This window comes from Microbacterium sp. USTB-Y, from assembly GCF_023703415.1.
GTDB lineage: Bacteria > Actinomycetota > Actinomycetes > Actinomycetales > Microbacteriaceae > Microbacterium.
Genome location: NZ_JAGMTU010000003.1, coordinates 702,323 through 719,729, shown reverse-complemented (window position 1 = coordinate 719,729; position 17,407 = coordinate 702,323). Strand labels below are relative to the sequence as shown.

Genomic DNA, 17,407 nt, shown 5'->3' with positions numbered 1-17,407 from the left:
ATCCATGAACATCTCCGGAAACACCGTCTTCATCCCCGGCGCGACGAGCGGCATCGGCCTCGCACTCGCCCTGCGCCTGCAGTCCGCGGGCAACACCGTGATCATCGGAGGACGCCGCACCGACCTCCTCGCCCGGCTCGCCGCCGAGCACGGTTTCGGCACGGTGCGCATCGACACCGCCGACCCCGAGAGCATCCGCACGGCCGCGGCCGAGGTCGTCACGGCGCATCCCGAGCTCGACGTGCTCATCGCGATGGCCGGCATCATGCGGGTCGAGGACTGGCGCGGCGACGGCTTCCTCTCCGATGCCGAGGAGATCGTGACGACCAACCTCCTCGGTCCGATCCGGCTCATCGCGGCGCTCATCGGGCATCTGCAGACCCGTCCGTCCGCCACCATCGTCACGGTGTCCAGCGGACTCGCGCACACCCCGCTGCGGGTCACTCCCACCTACAACGCGACGAAGGCCGCCATCCACATGCTGTCCGAGTCGATCCGGCTGCAGCTCGACGGCACGGGCGTCTCGGTGCTCGAACTCGTGCCGCCAGCCGTGGCGACCGAGCTCCTGCCGGGCCAGAGCGAGAGCCCGTTCGCGATGCCCCTCGACGACTTCGTCGACGAGACGATGGCCCTCATCGAGGCGCAGCCCGACGCGCACGAGATCCTCGTGGAGAACGTGAAGTTCCTCCGTTTCGGCGAGGTGCGCGGCGACTACCCGCAGACGGTCGCGACCCTGAACCGGCTGGATCCGCACGGCAACGCCTGAGCGCCTTCTCCTCCGGCCGCCGAGCAGCCGTGCCCCCGGCTGCTCGGCGGGAATCGTGGCGCTCCGCCGCCGGAGGACGCCCCCATCGCGGAACCGGCCTTGACATACCCTCGGTTCAATGGTTAATTAGTCGAGTAACTAACCAATAGACCACAGCGAGGATGTCCGTGATCGACGAAGGCAGGCCCCTCTTCCTCCAGATCGCCGAGACGATCGAGGATTCGATCGTCGACGGCACCCTGGCCGAGGAGACCCAGGCTCCGTCGACGAACGAGCTCGCCGCGTTCTACCGGATCAACCCCGCAACCGCTGCGAAAGGAGTGGCCATGCTCACCGACAAGGGCGTGCTCGTCAAGCGCCGCGGCATCGGCATGTTCGTCGCCGCCGGAGCCCGCGACATCCTCCTCGGCGAGCGCCGCACCGCTTTCGCCGAGCGCTACATCGACCCGCTGCTCGCCGAGGCCCGCACGCTCGGTCTCGGACCCGACGACCTGTCCGCCCTGCTGAGCGAGCGCGCCGCGAACGCCGCGCCCCTCGCCGCACGCACCGAAGGGAACCGCGCATGACCGCCGTCATCGAGGTGTCGAACCTCACCAAGAGCTACCGCGACAAGCTCGCGCTCGACCACGTGTCGCTGTCGATCGAGTCCGACACGATCTACGGACTGCTCGGCCGCAACGGCGCCGGCAAGACCACGCTCATGTCGATCCTGACCGCGCAGAACTTCGCGACCTCGGGCGAGACGCGCGTGTTCGGCGAGGAGCCCTACGAGAACGCCCGCGTGCTGAGCCGGGTCTGCTTCGTGCGGGAGAGCCAGAAGTATCCCGACGACGCGGCGCCCGTCCACGCGCTCCGCGCCGCCCGCCTGTTCTTCCCGAACTGGAATCAGGAGCTCGCCGATCGCCTGGTCGCCGAGTTCCAGCTGCCGATGAAGCGCCGCATCAAGAAGCTCTCCCGCGGCCAGCTCTCCGCGGTCGGCGTCATCATCGGCCTCGCATCCCGGGCGGAGATCACGTTCTTCGACGAACCGTACCTCGGCCTCGACGCCGTCGCCCGGCAGATCTTCTACGACCGCCTGCTCGAGGACTACGTCGAGCACCCGCGCACGATCATCCTGTCGTCCCATCTCATCGACGAGGTCGCGAACCTGATCGAGCGTGTGATCGTGATCGACGACGGCCGGATCCTCCTCGACGAGGAGACGGACGCCCTGCGCGGACGGGCCTCGACGGTGGTCGGCGATGCCGCGACGGTCGACGCCTGGACCGCGGGCAAGGAGGTCCTGCATCGGGAGTCCCTCGGCCGGGTGGCCTCGGCGACCGTCCTCGGGCGGCTCACCGCGGAGGAGGAGGCGGGCATCGTCGACGCCGGGCTCGACCTCGCGCCGGTGTCGCTGCAGCAGCTCGTCGTGCGGCTCACCCAGCACGCAGGAGGCGGCGAGGGCGTCGCCGACGCGGAGGCGACGCGCGTTCCGGACCGACGCTCGAGTACCGATGCACTCACGAAGGAGGTGCGCTGATGTCCCGGATCCTGAAGGTCGTCCGACTTCAGCTGGTCAACAAGCAGACGTGGCTGTGGATCCCGCTGATCATCCTCGCCGCGGCGCTGACCATGTCGATCATCATCTCCGCGATGATCCCGGTCGATGCGCCGAAGTACGGCGGAGCCGGGCAGGCGCCGCTGTGGTACTTCTTCGCACTCGGGCTGCAGGCCCTGACGCTGACGTTCCCGTTCTCGCAGGCGCTGAGCGTCACGCGGCGCGACTTCTTCCTCGGCACGCTGCTCACCGCGGCCGGCGGAGCCGTGCTGCTCGCCGTCGTGTTCCTGCTCGGCGGATGGATCGAGGACGTGACGCACGGCTGGGGCGTCAACGGCTACATGTTCCGGCTGCCCTGGGTGTGGGAGAACGGCCCCCTCGCCGCCGCACTGACGTACTTCGTGCTCGCGCTGCTCCTGTTCCTGGTGGGCTTCACCGGCGCGACGATCTACAAGCGCGCAGGCGGCATCGCCATCACCGTGGTCGGCGTCGGATTCGGGGCGGTGCTGGTGGGGCTGGTGTTCCTCGTCACGCGCTTCGGCCTCTGGGGGCAGGTGGGAGCGGGCATCGCGTCGCTCGGCGCCCTGGGGCTGGCCCTGTGGGGTCTGGTCGCGATCGTCGCGCTCGCGGGGATCTCCTACCTCGTGCTGCGGCGCGCGACCCCCTGAGCCTGCCGTCCAGGAAAGGGCCCGGCCGTCAAGGCCGGGCCCTTTCTGCTGCGCCGTAGGCGGCGAAGAACGTGTCGAGCGCGGCGTCCACGTGCGCGGGGATGAGCTCGGGGGCGAGCGCCGCCGCATCGCCGAGCAGCATGGCGCGGTTGATCGGCTCCCCCATCACGAGCCAGTTCAGCTGGGTCGCGGCCTGCTCGGCATCGTCCGCCCGGATCACCCCGGCGGCGTCGAGCTCCGTCACGACCGCCGTCAGCGCGAGGATCGCACGCCGGGGTCCGAGTTCGTAGAGGGCCGCAGCGAGTTCCGGTGACCGCCGCAGCTCGCCGATCACCAGCCGCCGCAGGGCCAGGATGCGCGGCGCGAGCACCGCGCCGAGCTGCGCGACGAGCAGCTCGTGCAGGCCGTCGCGCGCCCGCGAGGCATCCGGGAACCGTGGCGCGGGCTCGAGCACCGAGGCGCTGGCGCCCTCGGTCTGCGCCCGGACGATCTCCAGGAACAGGTCGCGCTTGCTGCCGAAATGGCTGTAGAGGGTCTGCTTCGCCACGCCGGATTCCTGCGCGATCGAGTCCATCGTGACCGACTCGTATCCGGTCGCGAGGAACTGCCGTTCGGCCGCGGCGAGGGCGGCGGCGCGCTTGGGCTGCGAACTCGGTCGCATCCGATCACCTCCTTGCGTAAATCATACTCGCGAGTCTAGTATCCAAAACAAGACTCATTGGTCTAGAAAGTGGAGGTGTCCCATGGCGGAGAATTCCGCTCTTCAGTTCGACGCCCGTCTTCGCGTGGCCCCCGAGGCCGCCTCCTGGACGGTGTTCGACGTCCCGGGGTCGCGCGCGTTCTTCGGCACCGGGAAGCCGGTGCGGGTGACGGGAACCATCGACGGCCACGCCGTCGCGATCACCCTGATGCCGGTCGGCAACGGCGCGCACGTCGGCCCCGTCAAGGCCGCCACCCGCGCAGCCATCGGCAAGGCCGCCGGCGACCTCGTGCACGTGCACCTGGACGGACCGGGCGCATGATGCGGGTGCGCACGGACCTCGGCGACGACGTCGGCATCGAGCTCCACGGACCCGACGGCGCACCCGCGGTGCTCTTCGTCCAGGGCGCCGGACTCGATCGCGCGGAGAACCCCGTGCCGTCCGAGACGGCGCGACTGCTCGCCGCGCGCGGATTCCGGGCCGCGGTGCCCGACCGCCTCGGGCGAGGCGACTCGCCCGCATCCGGTCCCGTCGAGCGGGAGCGCGAACTCGTGGCGATCGCCGCGGTCGCCGCCGCTCTGGGCGGCCCGGTCGTCCTGGTCGGGCACTCGTCGGGGTGCGCCCTGGCGATGCTCGCCGCCGGCCGGATCCCGGAGCTCGCCGGTCTGGTGCTGTGGGAGGCCCCGCTGGGCCAGTTCGCCGAGGGGGCGCCCCGATGGTGGGACGGCGTGCACCGCGCCATCGACCAGGGCGATCTCGAAGGGGCGATCGTCCGCTACATGGTCGGCATGCCGCCGGAGTGGATCGAGGTGCTGCGCGCCTCACCGCAGTTCCCCGCGCTCGTGCACAGCTGGATCCCGGACGGCACCGCCCTCGCCGAGGTCGAGGCGCGCTCCCCGGGCGCCTTCCTCGCCGACCTGCCGGCTCCGGTGCTCGCCGTCGTCGGAACGGAGACCTTCCCCGGCATGCCCGAGGCGGCCGCCGCCCTCGCCGCAGCGGCCGGGAACGGGACCGCCGAGGAGATGCCCGGCGCGTGGCACGAGTGGGAGCCCGCGGCGATGGCGGACCGCCTGGCGCGGTTGCTCGCCGAGACCGCCCGTTGAGGCCGGCGGGTGCCGGCGCCGTCCGGTGGAGCCCGGCGGATCCGGCGCTCAGCCCGCCTGCACGACCTCGTAGCCGGCGTCGCGGAGCGCGGCCTGATCCGCGGCCGCGACGCCGTCGTCGGTGAGCAGCATCGGGAACAGCTCGGATCCGCCGACGGCGGCGAACGCCGACGCCCCGATCTTCGAGGAGTCGGCGACGATCACCGCACGACGGGCGCGGCTCGCCATCAGCCGGTTCACCGCCGCCTCGCGCTCGTCATGGGTGCTGGCGACGCCGTCGGCCGAGATCGCGTTCACCCCGATGAACGCGATGTCCAGCGCGATGCCGGCGAGCAACTGCTCTACGAACGGCCCCACGAGCTCGTAGCTGCGGGAGTGGATCACGCCGCCGGTGACGACGACCTTGATGTCGGGCCGCGTGGCGAGCTGGGCGGCGATGTTCACGGCGTTCGTCACCACGGTGAGACCCTGGTCGGCGAGATCCTCCCGCGCGGCGAGCGCCGACGCGATCGCCGTCGTGGTGGTGCCCCCGGAGAGGCCGACGATCGAGCCGGGCGTGACGAGTGCGGACGCGGCCTGCGCGATGCGCTCCTTCTGCGACGTGCGCTGATGGCTCTTGTAGCGGACGGGCAGCTCGTAGGCGACGGACTGCGCCACGGCGCCGCCGTGGGTGCGGGTGAGCAGGCGGCGCTCGGACAGGCTGTCCAGATCGCGGCGGATGGTCGCGGCCGAGGCGTCGAAGCGCTCCGCCAGCTCCTCGACCGCCACGTCGCCGCGCGCGGCGAGCAGGTCGAGGATCGCCGTGAGCCGGTGGGCGCGGTTCACGCGGCGTCCTGGAGTGCGAACAGGCGCAGCAGTCGTGCGGCCTCGCCGGCGACCGCATCCCGGGCGGGCGCGAGGTACTTGCGCGAGTCGACGAGCCGCGGGTCCTCATCCAGCCGCTGCCGGATCGCGCGCGTGAAGAAGCCGTTCAGGTGCGTGGACACGTTGATCTTCGTCATGCCGGCGCGCACGGCGGCGGCGATCGCCTCGTCGGGCACCCCGCTGGAGCCGTGCAGCACCAGGGGCACGTCGGCGCCGTCTTCCCCCGCGCCGCGCAGCGCGGTACGGAGCCGGGCGATGAGGTCGAGGTCGAGTGCGGCGGTGCGATCGGTCATCGCGTGTGAGGAGCCCACCGCCACCGCGAGCGCATCCACCCCCGTCTCCGCCACGAACGCCCGCGCCTCCTGCGGATCGGTGCGTACGCCCGGCGCGTGGGCGCCGTCCTTGCCGCCGACCTCGCCGAGTTCGCCCTCGACGTAGACCTCGGCGGCGTGCGCGCGCTCCACGACCTGCGCCGTGAGCGCGACGTTCTCGGCGTAGTCGAGCTTCCCGCCGTCGAACATCACGGATCCGAACCCGAGCGCGATCGCCTCGTCGACGAGCTCGGGCCGCTCGGCGTGGTCGAGGTGGACGGCGACCGGAGTCGCAGCCCGGCGGGCCACGGCGAGAGTGGCGAGCGCGATCGGCTCGAGGCCGCCGTGGTAGTCGGCGCAGTTCTGCGAGATCTGCAGGATGACGGGCAGCCCGGCCTGGGCGGATGCGGAGACGAGCGCCTCGGCCGTCTCCAGGTGGATCACGTTGAACGCGCCGACGCCGGTGCCGCGGCGGGCGGCGTCGTGCACGAGATCGCGGGCGGAGACGAGGGTCATCGGGGGTCCTTTCCGGGGACGACGGGGACGGGGCGCGCGGACCAGGGGACCCGGTGCAGCGCGGTCAGCGACGGGCTGTCGACGAGGACGCCGGCCTCGAGGTCGGGCCAGGACGGATGGATCTCGCCCGCGAGCGGCATGAGCACCGCCGCTGCCGACCAGGCGGTCGCGCGGCGCAGCAGCACGCTCGGATCCTTCTCGCCCCGGGCGAGCAGCACGGCGCACGCGGCGACGGCGGCGTCGCCGGCTCCGGTCGGGTTGCCGGCGAGCGGTTCCGCGAGGCGGGCGCGCACGATCACATCGCTCGTCACGGCGAGCATCCCGTCCGCGCCCCGGGAGAGCAGGACCAGGGATGCCCCGCGGTGCAGCAGCTCGCACGCCCCCGCCACGGGGTCGGCGATCCCGGTCGCCTCGGCGAGCTCGGCGGCGTTGGGCTTGAGCACGGTCGCACCGGCATCGGCGGCGGAGAGCAGCGCGGGCCCCGAGGTGTCGGCGATCACCGCGGCCCCGGCCTCGCGGCCCAGGCCGATCAGCGCCGGCAGCAGGTCGGCGGGGGCCCCGGGGGGAAGGGAGCCGGAAAGCACCAGCACCGGGCGCCGGCTGCGCGCCGGAGCCGTGTCCAGCGATCGGCGCACCGCCTCCTTCAGCGCATCCCACTCGGCGGGGGCGGGGTTCAGCCCGCGTTCGTTGACGATCGTGGTGTCGCCGAGGTGCGCGTCGACCAGGGCGATGCTGCGGCGTGTCGCCCCCTGCACGGCGATCAGCTCATGCGGCACCCCGGAGGCGGCGAGCTCGGCCGCGAACTCGTCTCCGGTCGGTCCGCCGGCGGTGGCCAGGGCGCGCACGGGGGCTCCCTGCGCGTGCGCCACCCGGGCGACGTTCAGGCCCTTGCCGCCCGCGCGGGCGACACCGGTGTCGGCGCGGTGGGTTCCGCCGGGCACGATCCGGTCGACATGCCAGGTGAGATCCAGTGCCGGGTTGGGCGTGACGGTCACGATCATCCGAGGCTCCTCGCTCGCAGGGCCGCCCCCAGGATCCCGGCGTTGCCCAGCAGCTGCGCGGGCACCAGCTCGGGGATCCGGTGGAAGCTGAGTCGCGCCTTCAGCCGCGCGCGGAGCTCGTCGAACAACGCCCCGCCCGCGCGGGACAGCCCGCCGCCGATCACGACCGCCTGGGGAGCGATGACCGCGGTGAGCTGCGCGATCGACAGGGCCAGCGCGTCGAGCGCCTCCTCCCAGACCGCGGCGGCGGCTTCGTCCCCCGCACCGGCGAGCGCGATGACCTCCTTCGCCCCGTCGACCGCGACGCCGGTGCGCTCGGTGTAACGCCGGGCGATCGCTCCGGCCGAGGCGATCGCCTCGAGGCACCCCCGGGCGCCGCACGCGCACAGCGGCGCGTCCGCGACCGGCGAGTGGCCGACCTCGCCGGCGTAGCCGCCCGAGGTGAACGGCACGCCGCCCAGCAGCAGGGCGCCGGCGATGCCGGTGCCGATGATCAGCACGATCGAGTCGGGGTAGGGCCGGGCGCCGCCGAGTACGTGCTCCGCCCAGCCGCCCGTGCGCACGTCGTGGTCGAAGGCGACGGGCAGCCCGAACGCCTTCTCCGCGATCTGCCGGATGGGGGCGTTCCGCCAGCCCATGTTGCTCGCGAACACCCCGACCCCGGCGACCTCGTCGACGATGCCGGGGACGACGAGACCGACGGCGACCGGATCCACCTCCGGATGCTCCTCGCGCAGCTGCGCGCCGAGCTCGACGAGACGGGCCACGAGCCGCTCGGGCAGGTCGGCTCCGGGCTCGGGCGTCGGCGTGCGACGCAGGCCGAGCATCGCCCCTTCGGCATCGAACAGCGCCGACTTGATGTCGGTGCCGCCCACGTCGAAGGCGAGCACGGGTGCGCCCGCCCCGAGCTCGGCCGCCTGCGCGAGCGGATCCCCCGACGCGTCGGTGACCACGTCGGGCACAGCACGCGCCGCCGCGGCCGCGTCGTGCGCCGCGTCGCCGAAGGCAAGGGTCATGGCGGGCCCTCAGTCCTCGAGGATGACCGAACGGGTGAGGTTGCGCGGCTCGTCGGGGTTGAGCCCCTTGGCGAGCGCGCGGTCCAGCGCCACCCGGTGCAGTCGCGCGAGATCGGCCATCGGGTCGATCGGGTGCTGCACCCAGCGACCGCCCGTGGCCGCGACCTGCGCGTCGAGCCCTTCCGGCGCCGCGCCGAACTGCCAGGTGATGCGGCCGGGCGCGGCGATCGCGATCGGACCGTGGCGGTAGTCCATCGACGGATACGACTCGGTCCACGACTGCGACGACTCGCGCATCTTCAGGGCGGCCTCGTGCGCGAGCCCGATCGTCCAGCCCCGGCCGAGGAAGGTGTACTGCTCGGCTTCGGCGAGAGAGGGGTCGACGTCGGCGATGGCGACGCGGGCGTCGGCGATCGCCCCGGTGAGGTCCTCCCCGAGCGAGGCGCGGAACAGCGCGAGGGCCGTCGTGGCGAAGCGGGTCTGCACGACGGACTTCTCATCGGCGAACGGCAGCACGATCGCGTCGTCGACCATGCCCACGAGCGGGGAGGTCTCGTCGCCGATCACGCCGACGATGCGCGGAGCGGATCCGGATGCCTTGAGCTGATCGACGAGCTCGAGCACCTCGGTCGTCGTGCCGGAGCGGGTCAGCGCCACGACGGCGTCGTAGCCGCGGTCCAGGAACGCCTCGCTGGCGGCGTAGGCGTCGGTGATCCCGAAGCCGGCGCGCTCGCGCAGCGCGGCGTACGACTGGGCCATGAACCACGACGTGCCGCATCCGATCACGGCCACCCGCTGGCCCTTCGCCGGCAGCAGCGCCTGCTCGGCGGTCATGCCGACGGCGCGCTCCCAGGTGTCGGGCTGCGAGTCGAGCTCCGCGCGCATGTGCGCACCGGGCGCGAGGGTCTCGTTCGGGTCGGTCATGCGTCCTCCTCGGCGATTCGGTCCGCAGAGTGCGCGACCATGCATGATCTTACGTCAAAACAATCATGTTCCGTCATACAGATTTCGGATCCGGATCCGCCCGGGCAGCACGATCACCCCGCCCAGGGGCGATGTCCGCCCCGGAAGCGCATCCCGAAGGGCATCCCGAAGGGCGTCCCGAAGGGCGGCCCTCGCGCCGTGAGACGGGGAACCAGGCCGCGCCGGGCGGCGCGCTCAGCGCGACTCGGCGGCCTCCGTGTGGTGCCGGATCACCTCGGCGACGACGAAGTTGAACCACTTCTCGGCGAACTCCGGATCCAGATGCGCCTCCTCCGCGAGCGCCCGCAGCCGGGCGACCTGCTGCTCCTCGCGGCCCGGATCCGAGGCCGGCATCTCGTGCTCGGCCTTCAGCACGCCGACCTGCTGCGTGCAGCGGAAACGCTCCGCGAGCATGAAGATGAGGGCGGCGTCGATGTTGTCGATGCTGGCGCGCAGTCGCAGCAGTTCGGTGCGGGGATCGGTGGCGGTCATCGGGGGCTCCTCACCGGACGGCGGACGTGCGATCCCTCCGACGATAACGCCTCCCCGCCCCCTACAGTGAAAGCCATGAGCCGCGAAGAGCGCACCCCCGAGGAGGCGGCGCACGAGACCGCCGCGACGCCCGCCGGCACCGGCACGGCGACCGCCGAGGACGGCACGGCGACCGCCGCACCGACCGCCGACGACGGCGGGATCAGCCCCCGCCGGTTCGTCGAGGCCGCGCCGCCGCGCGCCTCGTTCTGGACCCGCATCGACCGGCCGTTCGGCTTCGGCTTCCTGGTGACCCTCGGCGGCCTCGGTGCGATCCTGCTCGGCCTCGCGCTGTCGAACCTGTCGACGGTGCTGATCTACATCGCGTTCGCGCTCTTCGCCGCCCTCGGTCTCGACCCCGCGGTGCGCTGGCTCGAGAAGCGCGGGCTCTCCCGAGCCTGGTCCGTCGTGGCCGTGATCGCGGCGCTCGCGCTCGTGCTGGTCGTCATCGTGCTCGCGATCCTGCCGACCGTCATCGACCAGATCGCCACGTTCGTCACCGGGATCCCCGCCACGATCCGCAACTTCACGCACACCGAGTTCTACGGCTGGCTCGAGAATCAGTTCGGGGTGGGGCTGAACGACCTGGTCACCGAGGTGCAGAAGTTCCTCAGCGACCCGACCCGGATCGCGCAGATCGGCGGCGGCGCGCTGCAGATCGGCACGGGCATCGCCACCGGCATCGCGACGGGCATCTCGGGCGGGCTGATCGTGCTCGTGCTGACCCTCTACTTCCTCGCCACCCTGCCCTCGATGAAGTCCGGGCTCCTCCGTCTCGCTCCCGCGCGAGACCGCCGCAGCGTCGACCGCATCACCGAGCAGATCACCGAATCGGTCGGCGGCTACGTGATGGGCATGGTCGGCCTCGCCTTCATCAACGCGGTGATCGTGTTCGTGCTGTACCTCGTGCTCGGGCTGCCGTTCCCGCCCCTCATGGCGACCGTCGCGTTCCTCATCACGCTGATCCCGCTCGTCGGATCCGTGCTCTTCTGGATCATCGGCACCGGCATCGCCCTGTTCAGCTCGCCGGTCATGGCGCTCATCTTCGCGGCGGTCTACGTCGTCTACATGCAGGTCGAGGCGTACGTCATCACCCCGCGGGTGATGAGCAAGGCGATCGCGATCCCCGGCTCGCTCGTGGTGATCGGCGCCCTCGTCGGCGGCACTCTGCTCGGACTGCTCGGGGCGCTCATCGCGGTGCCCGTGACGGCGTCGATCCTCATCATCATCAAGCAGGTGTGGATCCCCCGGCAGGACGCCAGGGTCTAGTCGGGTCCCGCCGAGGCCGAGACTCGCCCCGACCGCGCCCTCAGCCGCGCCTCAGAGCGCCCGCAGCGAGGCGGCAGCGCCGTCCAGCGCGCCCTCGGCGATCGCGAAGTAGGCCCACCGCCCGCGCTGCTCGCGGGTGACGAGCCCGGCCTCGGCGAGCAGCTTCATGTGGTGCGACACGGTCCCCTGGGAGAGCCCGACCGGCGCGGTCAGGTCGCAGATGCACGCCTCGCCCCCCTCGCCACCCGCGATGAGCGACAGCAGCTTGACGCGCGTCGGATCCCCCAGCGCCTTGAACACCCGCGCGATCCGCTCGGCCTCCTCCGCTCCGACGCGGGGCTCACGCGCGGTGGCGCAGCAGGCGTCGGTCTCGATGGTCACGGGGAGCGTCATGCACGCAGTCTTTCACGTATTGACAAACATCGATAGATGTCCGACGGTAGTCGTATTGAAGTCTTTCAATGGATAAGCGCCGAGCCGAGGAGTACCGATGTCCGAACCGCCCGTCGTCGTCGTGGGCGCCGGCCCGCAGGGGCTCGCCGCCGCCGCGCATCTCGTCGAGCGCGGACAGGAGGTGGTCGTGCTCGAGCGCGGCGCCTCCGTCGCCGCCGCAGTGGCGGAATGGGGTCAGGTGCGGCTCTTCTCCGGCTGGCCCGAGCTCGTCGACGGCGCGGCGCAGCGCCTGCTGGAGCGCACCGGCTGGGTCGCGCCGGACTCCGGGTACCCGACCGGCGACGAGTGGATCGACCGCTACCTCGCGCCTCTCGCCGCAGCGCTGGGCGACCGCGTCCGCACCGGCCTGACCGTGACGGGCATCACCCGCGCCGGACGCGACCTCGTGGTCGACTCGGGTCGCGCCGAGGCGCCGTTCCTCGTGCACACGCTCGATGCCGACGGCGGCGAGGGTCGCCTCTCCGCACGGGCCGTGATCGACGCGAGCGGCACCTGGTCGCAGCCGAATCCGGCCGGCGCGGACGGCCTTCCCGCACTCGGCGAGCGCGCCGCGGGCGACCGCGTCTCGTACCGCATCCCGCACGACGTCTCGTCGCACGCGGGGACGCACGTGGTCGTCGTGGGCGCGGGCAACTCCGCCGCCCACGCGGTGCTGCGACTGACGGAACTGGCCCGCACCGCGCCGGGCACGCGGGTGACCTGGGTGCTGCGGCGCGGCAGCACGGGCTCGGTGTTCGGCGGAGGCGCGGGCGACGGCCTGCCCGAGCGCGCCGCCCTCGGGATCCGGGCGCGGCAGGCGATGGAGAAGGGCCTGGTCGAGGTGGTCACCGGGTTCCGCGTCGCCGAGCTCCGCCCTCACCCCGAGGGAGTCTCGGTCGTGGCGGACGACGGTCGGGAGATCCCGGGTGCCGGCCACGTCTTCGCCCTCACCGGGTTCCGTCCCGACACCGCGTTCCTGTCCGAGCTGCGGATCTCCCTCGACCCCGCGCTCGAGGCGGTTTCCGGCATCGCCGCGGAGATCGACCCGAACATCCACTCCTGCGGATCCGTCGGCGCGACGGGTGCGCGCGAGCTCGCGCAGCCGGAGCCCGGGTTCTTCATCGTCGGGGCGAAGAGCTACGGCCGCGCGCCGACCTTCCTCGCCCTCACCGGCTACGAGCAGGTCCGCAGCGTCGTCGCCCACCTCGTCGGCGACCACGAGGCCGCGTCGCGCAACGAGCTGGTCCTCCCGAGCACCGGCGTGTGCGGAGGATCCGGCGACTTCGACGGCACCGCCGACGGCTGCTGCGCCGCCCCCGTCCTGCAGATCGGCGCCCGCCCGGTCGCCGTAGGCTGAACCCGGAATCCGAGGAGACGCATGACCGCCGAAACCGCCCCCGCCGTCCTGTTCGTCTGCGTGCACAACGCGGGCCGTTCGCAGATGGCCGCCGGCTTCCTGCACGCCATCGCCGGAGACCGGATCCAGGTCCGCTCCGCCGGCTCCCTGCCCGCCGACGAGATCAACCCCGTGGCCGTCGCCGCGATGGCCGAGGTCGGCATCGACATCGCCGCCGAGCAGCCGAAGGTCCTCACGACCGAGGCCGTGCAGGATTCCGACGTCGTCATCACGATGGGCTGCGGCGACGCCTGCCCGTTCTTCCCCGGCAAGCGCTACGAGGACTGGAAGCTCGACGACCCCGCCGGCCAGGGCATCGACGCGGTGCGGCCGATCCGCGACGAGATCCGCCGCCGGATCGAGGCGCTCGTCGCCGAGCTGCTCCCGGCCTGAGCCGGACCCTGCACGCCCGGGTGCTCCCGCGCTCCCGTCGCAGAACGCCTCTGCTCCCGTCGCAGAAAGTGTCGTCGTGGCGCCCGGATGGCCGCAGTTTCTGCGACCGGAACGGACCGGGCGACGGGGGCGACCCGGCGTGGTGGCGGTCGGTCTGAGTCCCGCACGCGCTCGTAGGCTGGATCCATGACGCGCATCTGGGTGGTCCGGCACGGACAGAGCATGCTGAACGCGGCGGAGCGGATGCAGGGCTGGTCCGACGCGCCGCTCACCCCCCTCGGCCGGGATCAGGCCGCGGCCCGGGGTCTCGACTTCGCCGCCGCCGGGATCCGGTTCGACGCGGCCTTCTCGGGCGACGGCATCCGGCATCGCGAGACCGCGGCGCGACTGCTCGACGCGGCGGGATCCGGCCTGCAGGCGAGTTCGGATCCGCGCTGGCGCGAGCTGTGCTTCGGCGGGCTCGAGGCGGTCCGCGCCCGCAGGTTCGTCCGGCTCATGCAGGCGCACGTCGCAGCGGACAATCCGTTCTTCGCGACGCTCGACGCCCTCGCCGAGCAGGATCCGCTCGCCGAATCCCCCGCCGACGTGGCCCGGCGCGCGACCGAGGCGCTGCACGACGTCGCGGGAGCCGGATCCGAAGTGCTCGTGGTGACGAGCGGCATCACGATCCTGACGCTGCTGCACGGGCTCGGCGCCGACCTCTCGCATCTCACGATCGGCCCCGAGAACCTGTCGGTCTCGACGGTGCGGCGCGTGGACGACGGCTGGCGCGTCGACCGGGCCGCGATGCCGGATCCCGTCGCGGTCTGACCGTCGTCGCCCCGGAACCGGGCGCCGCGGCGGGCAGCACTCCCGCGCGCCAGGCCGACCGTATTCAGGCCGGACGGCCGCAATGCGGAGGGGGAGCCGCGGATTTCCGCGGCTCCCCCTCCGGCATGGACCGATCCGGCCTGAATCCGGTCGGGCCTCAGACGGTGTACCCGTCCGCGACGTCGAGAGCGGCGTCGATCGCGGAGAGGCCGCGCACGAGCTCGTCCTCGGTGATCACCAGCGGCGGGGCGATGTGCGTGCGGTTGAAGTGCACGAACGGCCACACCCCGCCCTTCTTCGCGGCTGCGACGAAGGCGCCCATCGGCGCCGCATCGGCTCCTGCCGCGTTGAACGGCACGAGCGGCTCGCGCGTCTCCTTCGAGCGCACGAGCTCGACCGCCCAGAACAGGCCCTGGCCACGCACCTCGCCCACGCTCGGGTGCTTCTCCCGCCATCCCTGCAGGGTCGGCTCCACGATGCGGGACCCGAGGTCGCGCACGCGCTCCAGGATCCCGTCGCGGCGGAACACCTCGAAGGTCGCGACGCCCGCCGCGCAAGCCAGCGGGTGCCCGGAGTAGGTGAGCCCGCCGGCGAACGGCACCGTGTCGAACGCGGAGGCGATCCGGTCGGAGATCACGACGCCGCCGAGCGGGACGTAGCCCGAGTTCACGCCCTTGGCGAAGGTGATGAGGTCGGGCTTCGCGTCGAACGCGTCGACGCCGAACCACTCGCCCAGGCGACCGAACCCGACCATGACCTCGTCGGCGATGTAGACGATGCCGTACCGGTCGCACAGGTCGCGCACGCCCTGCAGGTAACCAGGCGGCGGCACGAGCACGCCGTTGGTGCCCACGACCGTCTCGATGATGATCGCGGCGATCGTCGTCGGGCCCTCGAGCTGGATCGTCTGCTCGAGGTGCTCGAGCGCGCGCTGCGACTCCTGCTCCAGGGTCTCGGAGTGGAACGCCGAGCGGTACAGGTACGGACCGAAGAAGCGCACGGTGCCGTTGTCGACGGTGTCGTTCGCCCAGCGCCGCGGATCGCCGGTCATCGAGATCGCCGTCGCGGTGGAGCCGTGATAGCTGCGGTACATCGACAGCACCTTGCGGCGCCCGGTCACGGTGCGCGCCATGCGCACCGCGTACTCGTTGGCGTCGGCGCCGCCGTTGGTGAAGAACACCTTCTCCATGCCCTCGGGTGCGACCTCGGCGATGAGCCGGGCCAGTTCGCCGCGCACGTCGTTCGCCATCGACGGCTGGATCGTCGCGAGCCGGCCGGCCTGCTGCTGGATCGCGGCGACGAGGTCGGGCTGCTGGTGCCCCAGGTTCAGGTTCACCAGCTGGCTGGAGAAGTCGAGGTAGGCGTTGCCCTGGTAGTCCCAGAACGTGGATCCCTCGCCCGCGGCGACGGGCACCGGGTCGATGAGCGCTTGCGCGCTCCAGGAGTGGAACACGTGCGCGCGGTCGTCGGCGCGCACCTGCGCCTCGGCCTCGGCGGCGGGGAGCGCGTGCGCCTCGCCGTGACGGTCGATCAGGCGCGCGGTGGCGGTGGTGACGGTCATGATCGGGATCCTTCCGCGTCAGTGGTTGCTCGGGAAGCCGAGGTCGACCTGCGCCGGCGTGTGGTCGGGCCAGCGCGTGGTGACGACCTTGGAGCGCGTGTAGAAGTGGATCGACTCGGGTCCGTAGATGTGCGAATCGCCGAACAGCGAGGCCTTCCAGCCGCCGAACGAGAACGCGCCGATCGGGACGGGGATCGGCACGTTGACGCCGACCATGCCGACCTCGATGTCGAACTCGAACTCGCGGGCAGTGCCGCCGTCGCGGGTGAAGATGGCGGTGCCGTTGCCGAACTGGTGCGCGTTGATGAGCTCGACCGCCTCCGCGTAGCTGCCCACGCGGACGACCGAGAGCACCGGACCGAAGATCTCGTCCTCGTACAGCTTCATGCCGGGCTTGACTTGGTCGATGAGGCTGATCCCGGTGAAGAAGCCGTTCTCGTCGAGACGCTCGCCCGCGGCGATCCGCTGCGTGCCGTCGATGAGCACGGTGGCGCCCTCGGCGGCGGCTCCCGTGACGTAGCCCTCCACGCGGTCGCGGTGCTCGCGGGTGACCAGCGGACCCATCTCGCTCGCCGCGTCCGTGCCGTCGCCGATGCGCAGGTTCTGCACCTTCTCGGTGATCGACGCGATGAGGGGCTCCGCGACATCGCCCACGGCGACGAGCACCGAGACGGCCATGCAGCGCTCGCCGGCGGATCCGTAGGCGGCGGAGACCGCGGCGGCCGCGGCGCCGTCGATGTCGGCGTCGGGCATGACGACCATGTGGTTCTTGGCGCCGCCGAGGGCCTGCACGCGCTTGCCGTTCGCGGAGGCGCGCTCGTAGATCGACTTCGCGATCGGGGTGGATCCGACGAAGCTGACGGCCTTGACGTCGGGCGAGTCGAGCAGGGTGTCGACCGCGACCTTGTCACCGTTCACGACGTTGAGCACGCCGTCGGGAAGCCCCGCCTCCTGGAACGCCTTGGCGAGCCAGATCGCCGCGGACGGGTCCTTCTCGCTGGGCTTGAGCACGACCGTGTTGCCGCACGCGATCGCCGAGGCGACCATCCACAGCGGCACCATGACCGGGAAGTTGAACGGGGTGATGCAGGCGACGACGCCGACCGGCTGCTTGACGGAGTGAACATCCACGCCGCGCGCGACCTGCTCGGAGTGCTCGCCCTTGAGCAGGTGCACGAGACCGGCGGCGAACTCGACGTTCTCGATGCCGCGCGAGACCTCGCCCGCGGCATCGGAGAGCACCTTGCCGTGCTCGCTCGTGACGATGGCGGCGAGCTCGGGCGTGCGCTCGGCGAGGATCTGGCGCAGGCGGAAGAACACGTCGGCGCGCTTGATGAGGCTGGTTGCGCGCCACGCGGGGCCGGCGGCCTTGGCCGCGGCGATCGCCTGCTCGACCTCGGCGACGCTCGCGAAGGCGACGGTGCGGTGGGCCTCGCCGGTGGCCGGGTTGTAGACCGGTCCCGTGCGCTCGGTCTCGCCGGCCTCTGCGCCGTTGATGAAGTGGCGGATCAGGGTCACGCTGTGCTCCTCGGGGTGGGGATTCGGACACTCTGATCGACGGCGTCCGCG

The 17,407-nt window shown here is 72.1% G+C and carries 20 protein-coding genes; 10 read left to right on the top strand and 10 right to left on the bottom strand.

Features of this window, described 5'->3' with window-relative positions:
- Nucleotides 1–4 precede the first annotated feature (4 nt).
- The 4 genes from J8G10_RS10635 to J8G10_RS10620 all read left to right on the top strand — a co-directional run bounded on the left by J8G10_RS10635 (nucleotide 5) and on the right by J8G10_RS10620 (nucleotide 2,971).
- Nucleotides 5–766 (top strand): SDR family oxidoreductase, encoded by a 762-nt coding sequence (locus J8G10_RS10635; RefSeq protein WP_251444271.1) that lies wholly within the window; start codon nucleotides 5–7, stop codon nucleotides 764–766.
- A gap of 167 nt (nucleotides 767–933) precedes the next feature.
- Entirely contained in the window at nucleotides 934–1,332 is a 399-nt protein-coding gene (locus tag J8G10_RS10630) for a GntR family transcriptional regulator (protein ID WP_251444268.1), read from the top strand.
- Nucleotides 1,329–2,285: an ABC transporter ATP-binding protein gene (locus tag J8G10_RS10625; protein ID WP_251444255.1), complete on the top strand. Its 957-nt coding sequence runs from the start codon at nucleotides 1,329–1,331 to the stop codon at nucleotides 2,283–2,285. Before J8G10_RS10630 ends, J8G10_RS10625 begins: the two co-directional genes overlap by 4 nt.
- Entirely contained in the window at nucleotides 2,285–2,971 is a 687-nt protein-coding gene (locus J8G10_RS10620) for a hypothetical protein (RefSeq protein ID WP_251444252.1), read from the top strand. Before J8G10_RS10625 ends, J8G10_RS10620 begins: the two co-directional genes overlap by 1 nt.
- A 28-nt stretch (nucleotides 2,972–2,999) precedes the next feature.
- Here J8G10_RS10620 and J8G10_RS10615 read toward each other — a convergent pair whose 3' ends face one another.
- Nucleotides 3,000–3,632: a TetR/AcrR family transcriptional regulator gene (locus J8G10_RS10615; protein ID WP_251444249.1), complete on the bottom strand. Its 633-nt coding sequence runs from the start codon at nucleotides 3,630–3,632 to the stop codon at nucleotides 3,000–3,002.
- Between the two features lie 82 nt (nucleotides 3,633–3,714).
- On the opposite strand from J8G10_RS10615, the gene J8G10_RS10610 reads away from it, so the two are divergent.
- Both J8G10_RS10610 and J8G10_RS10605 read left to right on the top strand, forming a co-directional pair.
- Nucleotides 3,715–3,993 (top strand): DUF1905 domain-containing protein, encoded by a 279-nt coding sequence (locus J8G10_RS10610; RefSeq protein ID WP_251444246.1) that lies wholly within the window; start codon nucleotides 3,715–3,717, stop codon nucleotides 3,991–3,993.
- Nucleotides 3,990–4,775 (top strand): alpha/beta fold hydrolase, encoded by a 786-nt coding sequence (locus J8G10_RS10605; protein WP_251444243.1) that lies wholly within the window; start codon nucleotides 3,990–3,992, stop codon nucleotides 4,773–4,775. The genes J8G10_RS10610 and J8G10_RS10605 overlap by 4 nt, the downstream gene beginning before the upstream one ends.
- Before the next feature lie 48 nt (nucleotides 4,776–4,823).
- Here J8G10_RS10605 and J8G10_RS10600 read toward each other — a convergent pair whose 3' ends face one another.
- From J8G10_RS10600 to J8G10_RS10575, 6 genes are all read right to left on the bottom strand, one after another.
- Nucleotides 4,824–5,600 (bottom strand): DeoR/GlpR family DNA-binding transcription regulator, encoded by a 777-nt coding sequence (locus tag J8G10_RS10600; protein ID WP_251444228.1) that lies wholly within the window; start codon nucleotides 5,598–5,600, stop codon nucleotides 4,824–4,826.
- The gene (locus tag J8G10_RS10595; RefSeq protein ID WP_251444226.1) at nucleotides 5,597–6,466 is read right to left on the bottom strand and encodes a class II fructose-bisphosphate aldolase; all 870 of its coding nucleotides are present in this window, start codon (nucleotides 6,464–6,466) and stop codon (nucleotides 5,597–5,599) included. The genes J8G10_RS10600 and J8G10_RS10595 overlap by 4 nt, the downstream gene beginning before the upstream one ends.
- Complete coding sequence (locus tag J8G10_RS10590; protein WP_251444223.1) at nucleotides 6,463–7,467, bottom strand: 1-phosphofructokinase family hexose kinase; 1,005 nt, start codon at nucleotides 7,465–7,467, stop codon at nucleotides 6,463–6,465. Before J8G10_RS10590 ends, J8G10_RS10595 begins: the two co-directional genes overlap by 4 nt.
- The gene (locus tag J8G10_RS10585; protein ID WP_251444220.1) at nucleotides 7,464–8,483 is read right to left on the bottom strand and encodes an ROK family protein; all 1,020 of its coding nucleotides are present in this window, start codon (nucleotides 8,481–8,483) and stop codon (nucleotides 7,464–7,466) included. The genes J8G10_RS10590 and J8G10_RS10585 overlap by 4 nt, the downstream gene beginning before the upstream one ends.
- Before the next feature lie 9 nt (nucleotides 8,484–8,492).
- Nucleotides 8,493–9,407 (bottom strand): SIS domain-containing protein, encoded by a 915-nt coding sequence (locus J8G10_RS10580; RefSeq protein ID WP_251444217.1) that lies wholly within the window; start codon nucleotides 9,405–9,407, stop codon nucleotides 8,493–8,495.
- Between the two features lie 234 nt (nucleotides 9,408–9,641).
- Nucleotides 9,642–9,938 carry a chorismate mutase gene (locus J8G10_RS10575; protein WP_251444214.1) on the bottom strand — a complete coding sequence of 99 codons (297 nt, stop codon included), beginning with the start codon at nucleotides 9,936–9,938 and terminating at the stop codon, nucleotides 9,642–9,644.
- Between the two features lie 75 nt (nucleotides 9,939–10,013).
- On the opposite strand from J8G10_RS10575, the gene J8G10_RS10570 reads away from it, so the two are divergent.
- A complete protein-coding gene (locus J8G10_RS10570) occupies nucleotides 10,014–11,246 on the top strand; it encodes an AI-2E family transporter (protein ID WP_251444211.1) in 1,233 nt (410 codons plus the stop codon).
- Nucleotides 11,247–11,297: 51 nt separating this feature from the next.
- Here J8G10_RS10570 and J8G10_RS10565 read toward each other — a convergent pair whose 3' ends face one another.
- On the bottom strand, nucleotides 11,298–11,639 hold the full coding sequence (locus tag J8G10_RS10565) for a helix-turn-helix transcriptional regulator (RefSeq protein ID WP_251444207.1): 342 nt from the start codon (nucleotides 11,637–11,639) through the stop codon (nucleotides 11,298–11,300).
- A gap of 97 nt (nucleotides 11,640–11,736) precedes the next feature.
- Here J8G10_RS10565 and J8G10_RS10560 point away from each other — a divergent pair, with 97 nt between their 5' ends.
- From J8G10_RS10560 to J8G10_RS10550, 3 genes are all read left to right on the top strand, one after another.
- Entirely contained in the window at nucleotides 11,737–13,035 is a 1,299-nt protein-coding gene (locus J8G10_RS10560) for an FAD-dependent oxidoreductase (RefSeq protein WP_251444204.1), read from the top strand.
- Nucleotides 13,036–13,056: 21 nt separating this feature from the next.
- Nucleotides 13,057–13,467, top strand: a complete 411-nt coding sequence (locus J8G10_RS10555) for an arsenate reductase ArsC (RefSeq protein WP_251444201.1) — start codon at nucleotides 13,057–13,059, stop codon at nucleotides 13,465–13,467.
- A 186-nt stretch (nucleotides 13,468–13,653) separates the two neighbouring features.
- Nucleotides 13,654–14,277, top strand: coding sequence for a histidine phosphatase family protein (locus tag J8G10_RS10550; protein ID WP_251444199.1), 624 nt, complete (start codon nucleotides 13,654–13,656; stop codon nucleotides 14,275–14,277).
- A 157-nt stretch (nucleotides 14,278–14,434) separates the two neighbouring features.
- Here the strand turns inward: J8G10_RS10550 and J8G10_RS10545 are convergent, their stop codons facing one another.
- Entirely contained in the window at nucleotides 14,435–15,838 is a 1,404-nt protein-coding gene (locus J8G10_RS10545) for an aspartate aminotransferase family protein (RefSeq protein ID WP_251444195.1), read from the bottom strand.
- Between the two features lie 18 nt (nucleotides 15,839–15,856).
- Nucleotides 15,857–17,356 carry a CoA-acylating methylmalonate-semialdehyde dehydrogenase gene (locus tag J8G10_RS10540; protein WP_251444192.1) on the bottom strand — a complete coding sequence of 500 codons (1,500 nt, stop codon included), beginning with the start codon at nucleotides 17,354–17,356 and terminating at the stop codon, nucleotides 15,857–15,859.
- Nucleotides 17,357–17,407: the final 51 nt, after the last annotated feature.

Excerpts from the sequence above, each read along its gene's own strand:
- J8G10_RS10570 (WP_251444211.1), top strand. The coding sequence starts at position 10,014 with ATGAGCCGCGAAGAGCGCACCCCCGAGGAGGCGGCGCACGAGACCGCC.
- J8G10_RS10580 (WP_251444217.1), bottom strand. The coding sequence starts at position 9,407 with ATGACCGACCCGAACGAGACCCTCGCGCCCGGTGCGCACATGCGCGCG.
- J8G10_RS10615 (WP_251444249.1), bottom strand. The coding sequence starts at position 3,632 with ATGCGACCGAGTTCGCAGCCCAAGCGCGCCGCCGCCCTCGCCGCGGCC.
- J8G10_RS10550 (WP_251444199.1), top strand. The coding sequence starts at position 13,654 with ATGACGCGCATCTGGGTGGTCCGGCACGGACAGAGCATGCTGAACGCG.
- J8G10_RS10545 (WP_251444195.1), bottom strand. The coding sequence starts at position 15,838 with ATGACCGTCACCACCGCCACCGCGCGCCTGATCGACCGTCACGGCGAG.
- J8G10_RS10560 (WP_251444204.1), top strand. The coding sequence starts at position 11,737 with ATGTCCGAACCGCCCGTCGTCGTCGTGGGCGCCGGCCCGCAGGGGCTC.
- J8G10_RS10625 (WP_251444255.1), top strand. The coding sequence starts at position 1,329 with ATGACCGCCGTCATCGAGGTGTCGAACCTCACCAAGAGCTACCGCGAC.
- J8G10_RS10635 (WP_251444271.1), top strand. The coding sequence starts at position 5 with ATGAACATCTCCGGAAACACCGTCTTCATCCCCGGCGCGACGAGCGGC.
- J8G10_RS10605 (WP_251444243.1), top strand. The coding sequence starts at position 3,990 with ATGATGCGGGTGCGCACGGACCTCGGCGACGACGTCGGCATCGAGCTC.
- J8G10_RS10555 (WP_251444201.1), top strand. The coding sequence starts at position 13,057 with ATGACCGCCGAAACCGCCCCCGCCGTCCTGTTCGTCTGCGTGCACAAC.
- J8G10_RS10610 (WP_251444246.1), top strand. The coding sequence starts at position 3,715 with ATGGCGGAGAATTCCGCTCTTCAGTTCGACGCCCGTCTTCGCGTGGCC.
- J8G10_RS10585 (WP_251444220.1), bottom strand. The coding sequence starts at position 8,483 with ATGACCCTTGCCTTCGGCGACGCGGCGCACGACGCGGCCGCGGCGGCG.
- J8G10_RS10595 (WP_251444226.1), bottom strand. The coding sequence starts at position 6,466 with ATGACCCTCGTCTCCGCCCGCGATCTCGTGCACGACGCCGCCCGCCGC.
- J8G10_RS10590 (WP_251444223.1), bottom strand. The coding sequence starts at position 7,467 with ATGATCGTGACCGTCACGCCCAACCCGGCACTGGATCTCACCTGGCAT.
- J8G10_RS10620 (WP_251444252.1), top strand. The coding sequence starts at position 2,285 with ATGTCCCGGATCCTGAAGGTCGTCCGACTTCAGCTGGTCAACAAGCAG.
- J8G10_RS10565 (WP_251444207.1), bottom strand. The coding sequence starts at position 11,639 with ATGACGCTCCCCGTGACCATCGAGACCGACGCCTGCTGCGCCACCGCG.
- J8G10_RS10575 (WP_251444214.1), bottom strand. The coding sequence starts at position 9,938 with ATGACCGCCACCGATCCCCGCACCGAACTGCTGCGACTGCGCGCCAGC.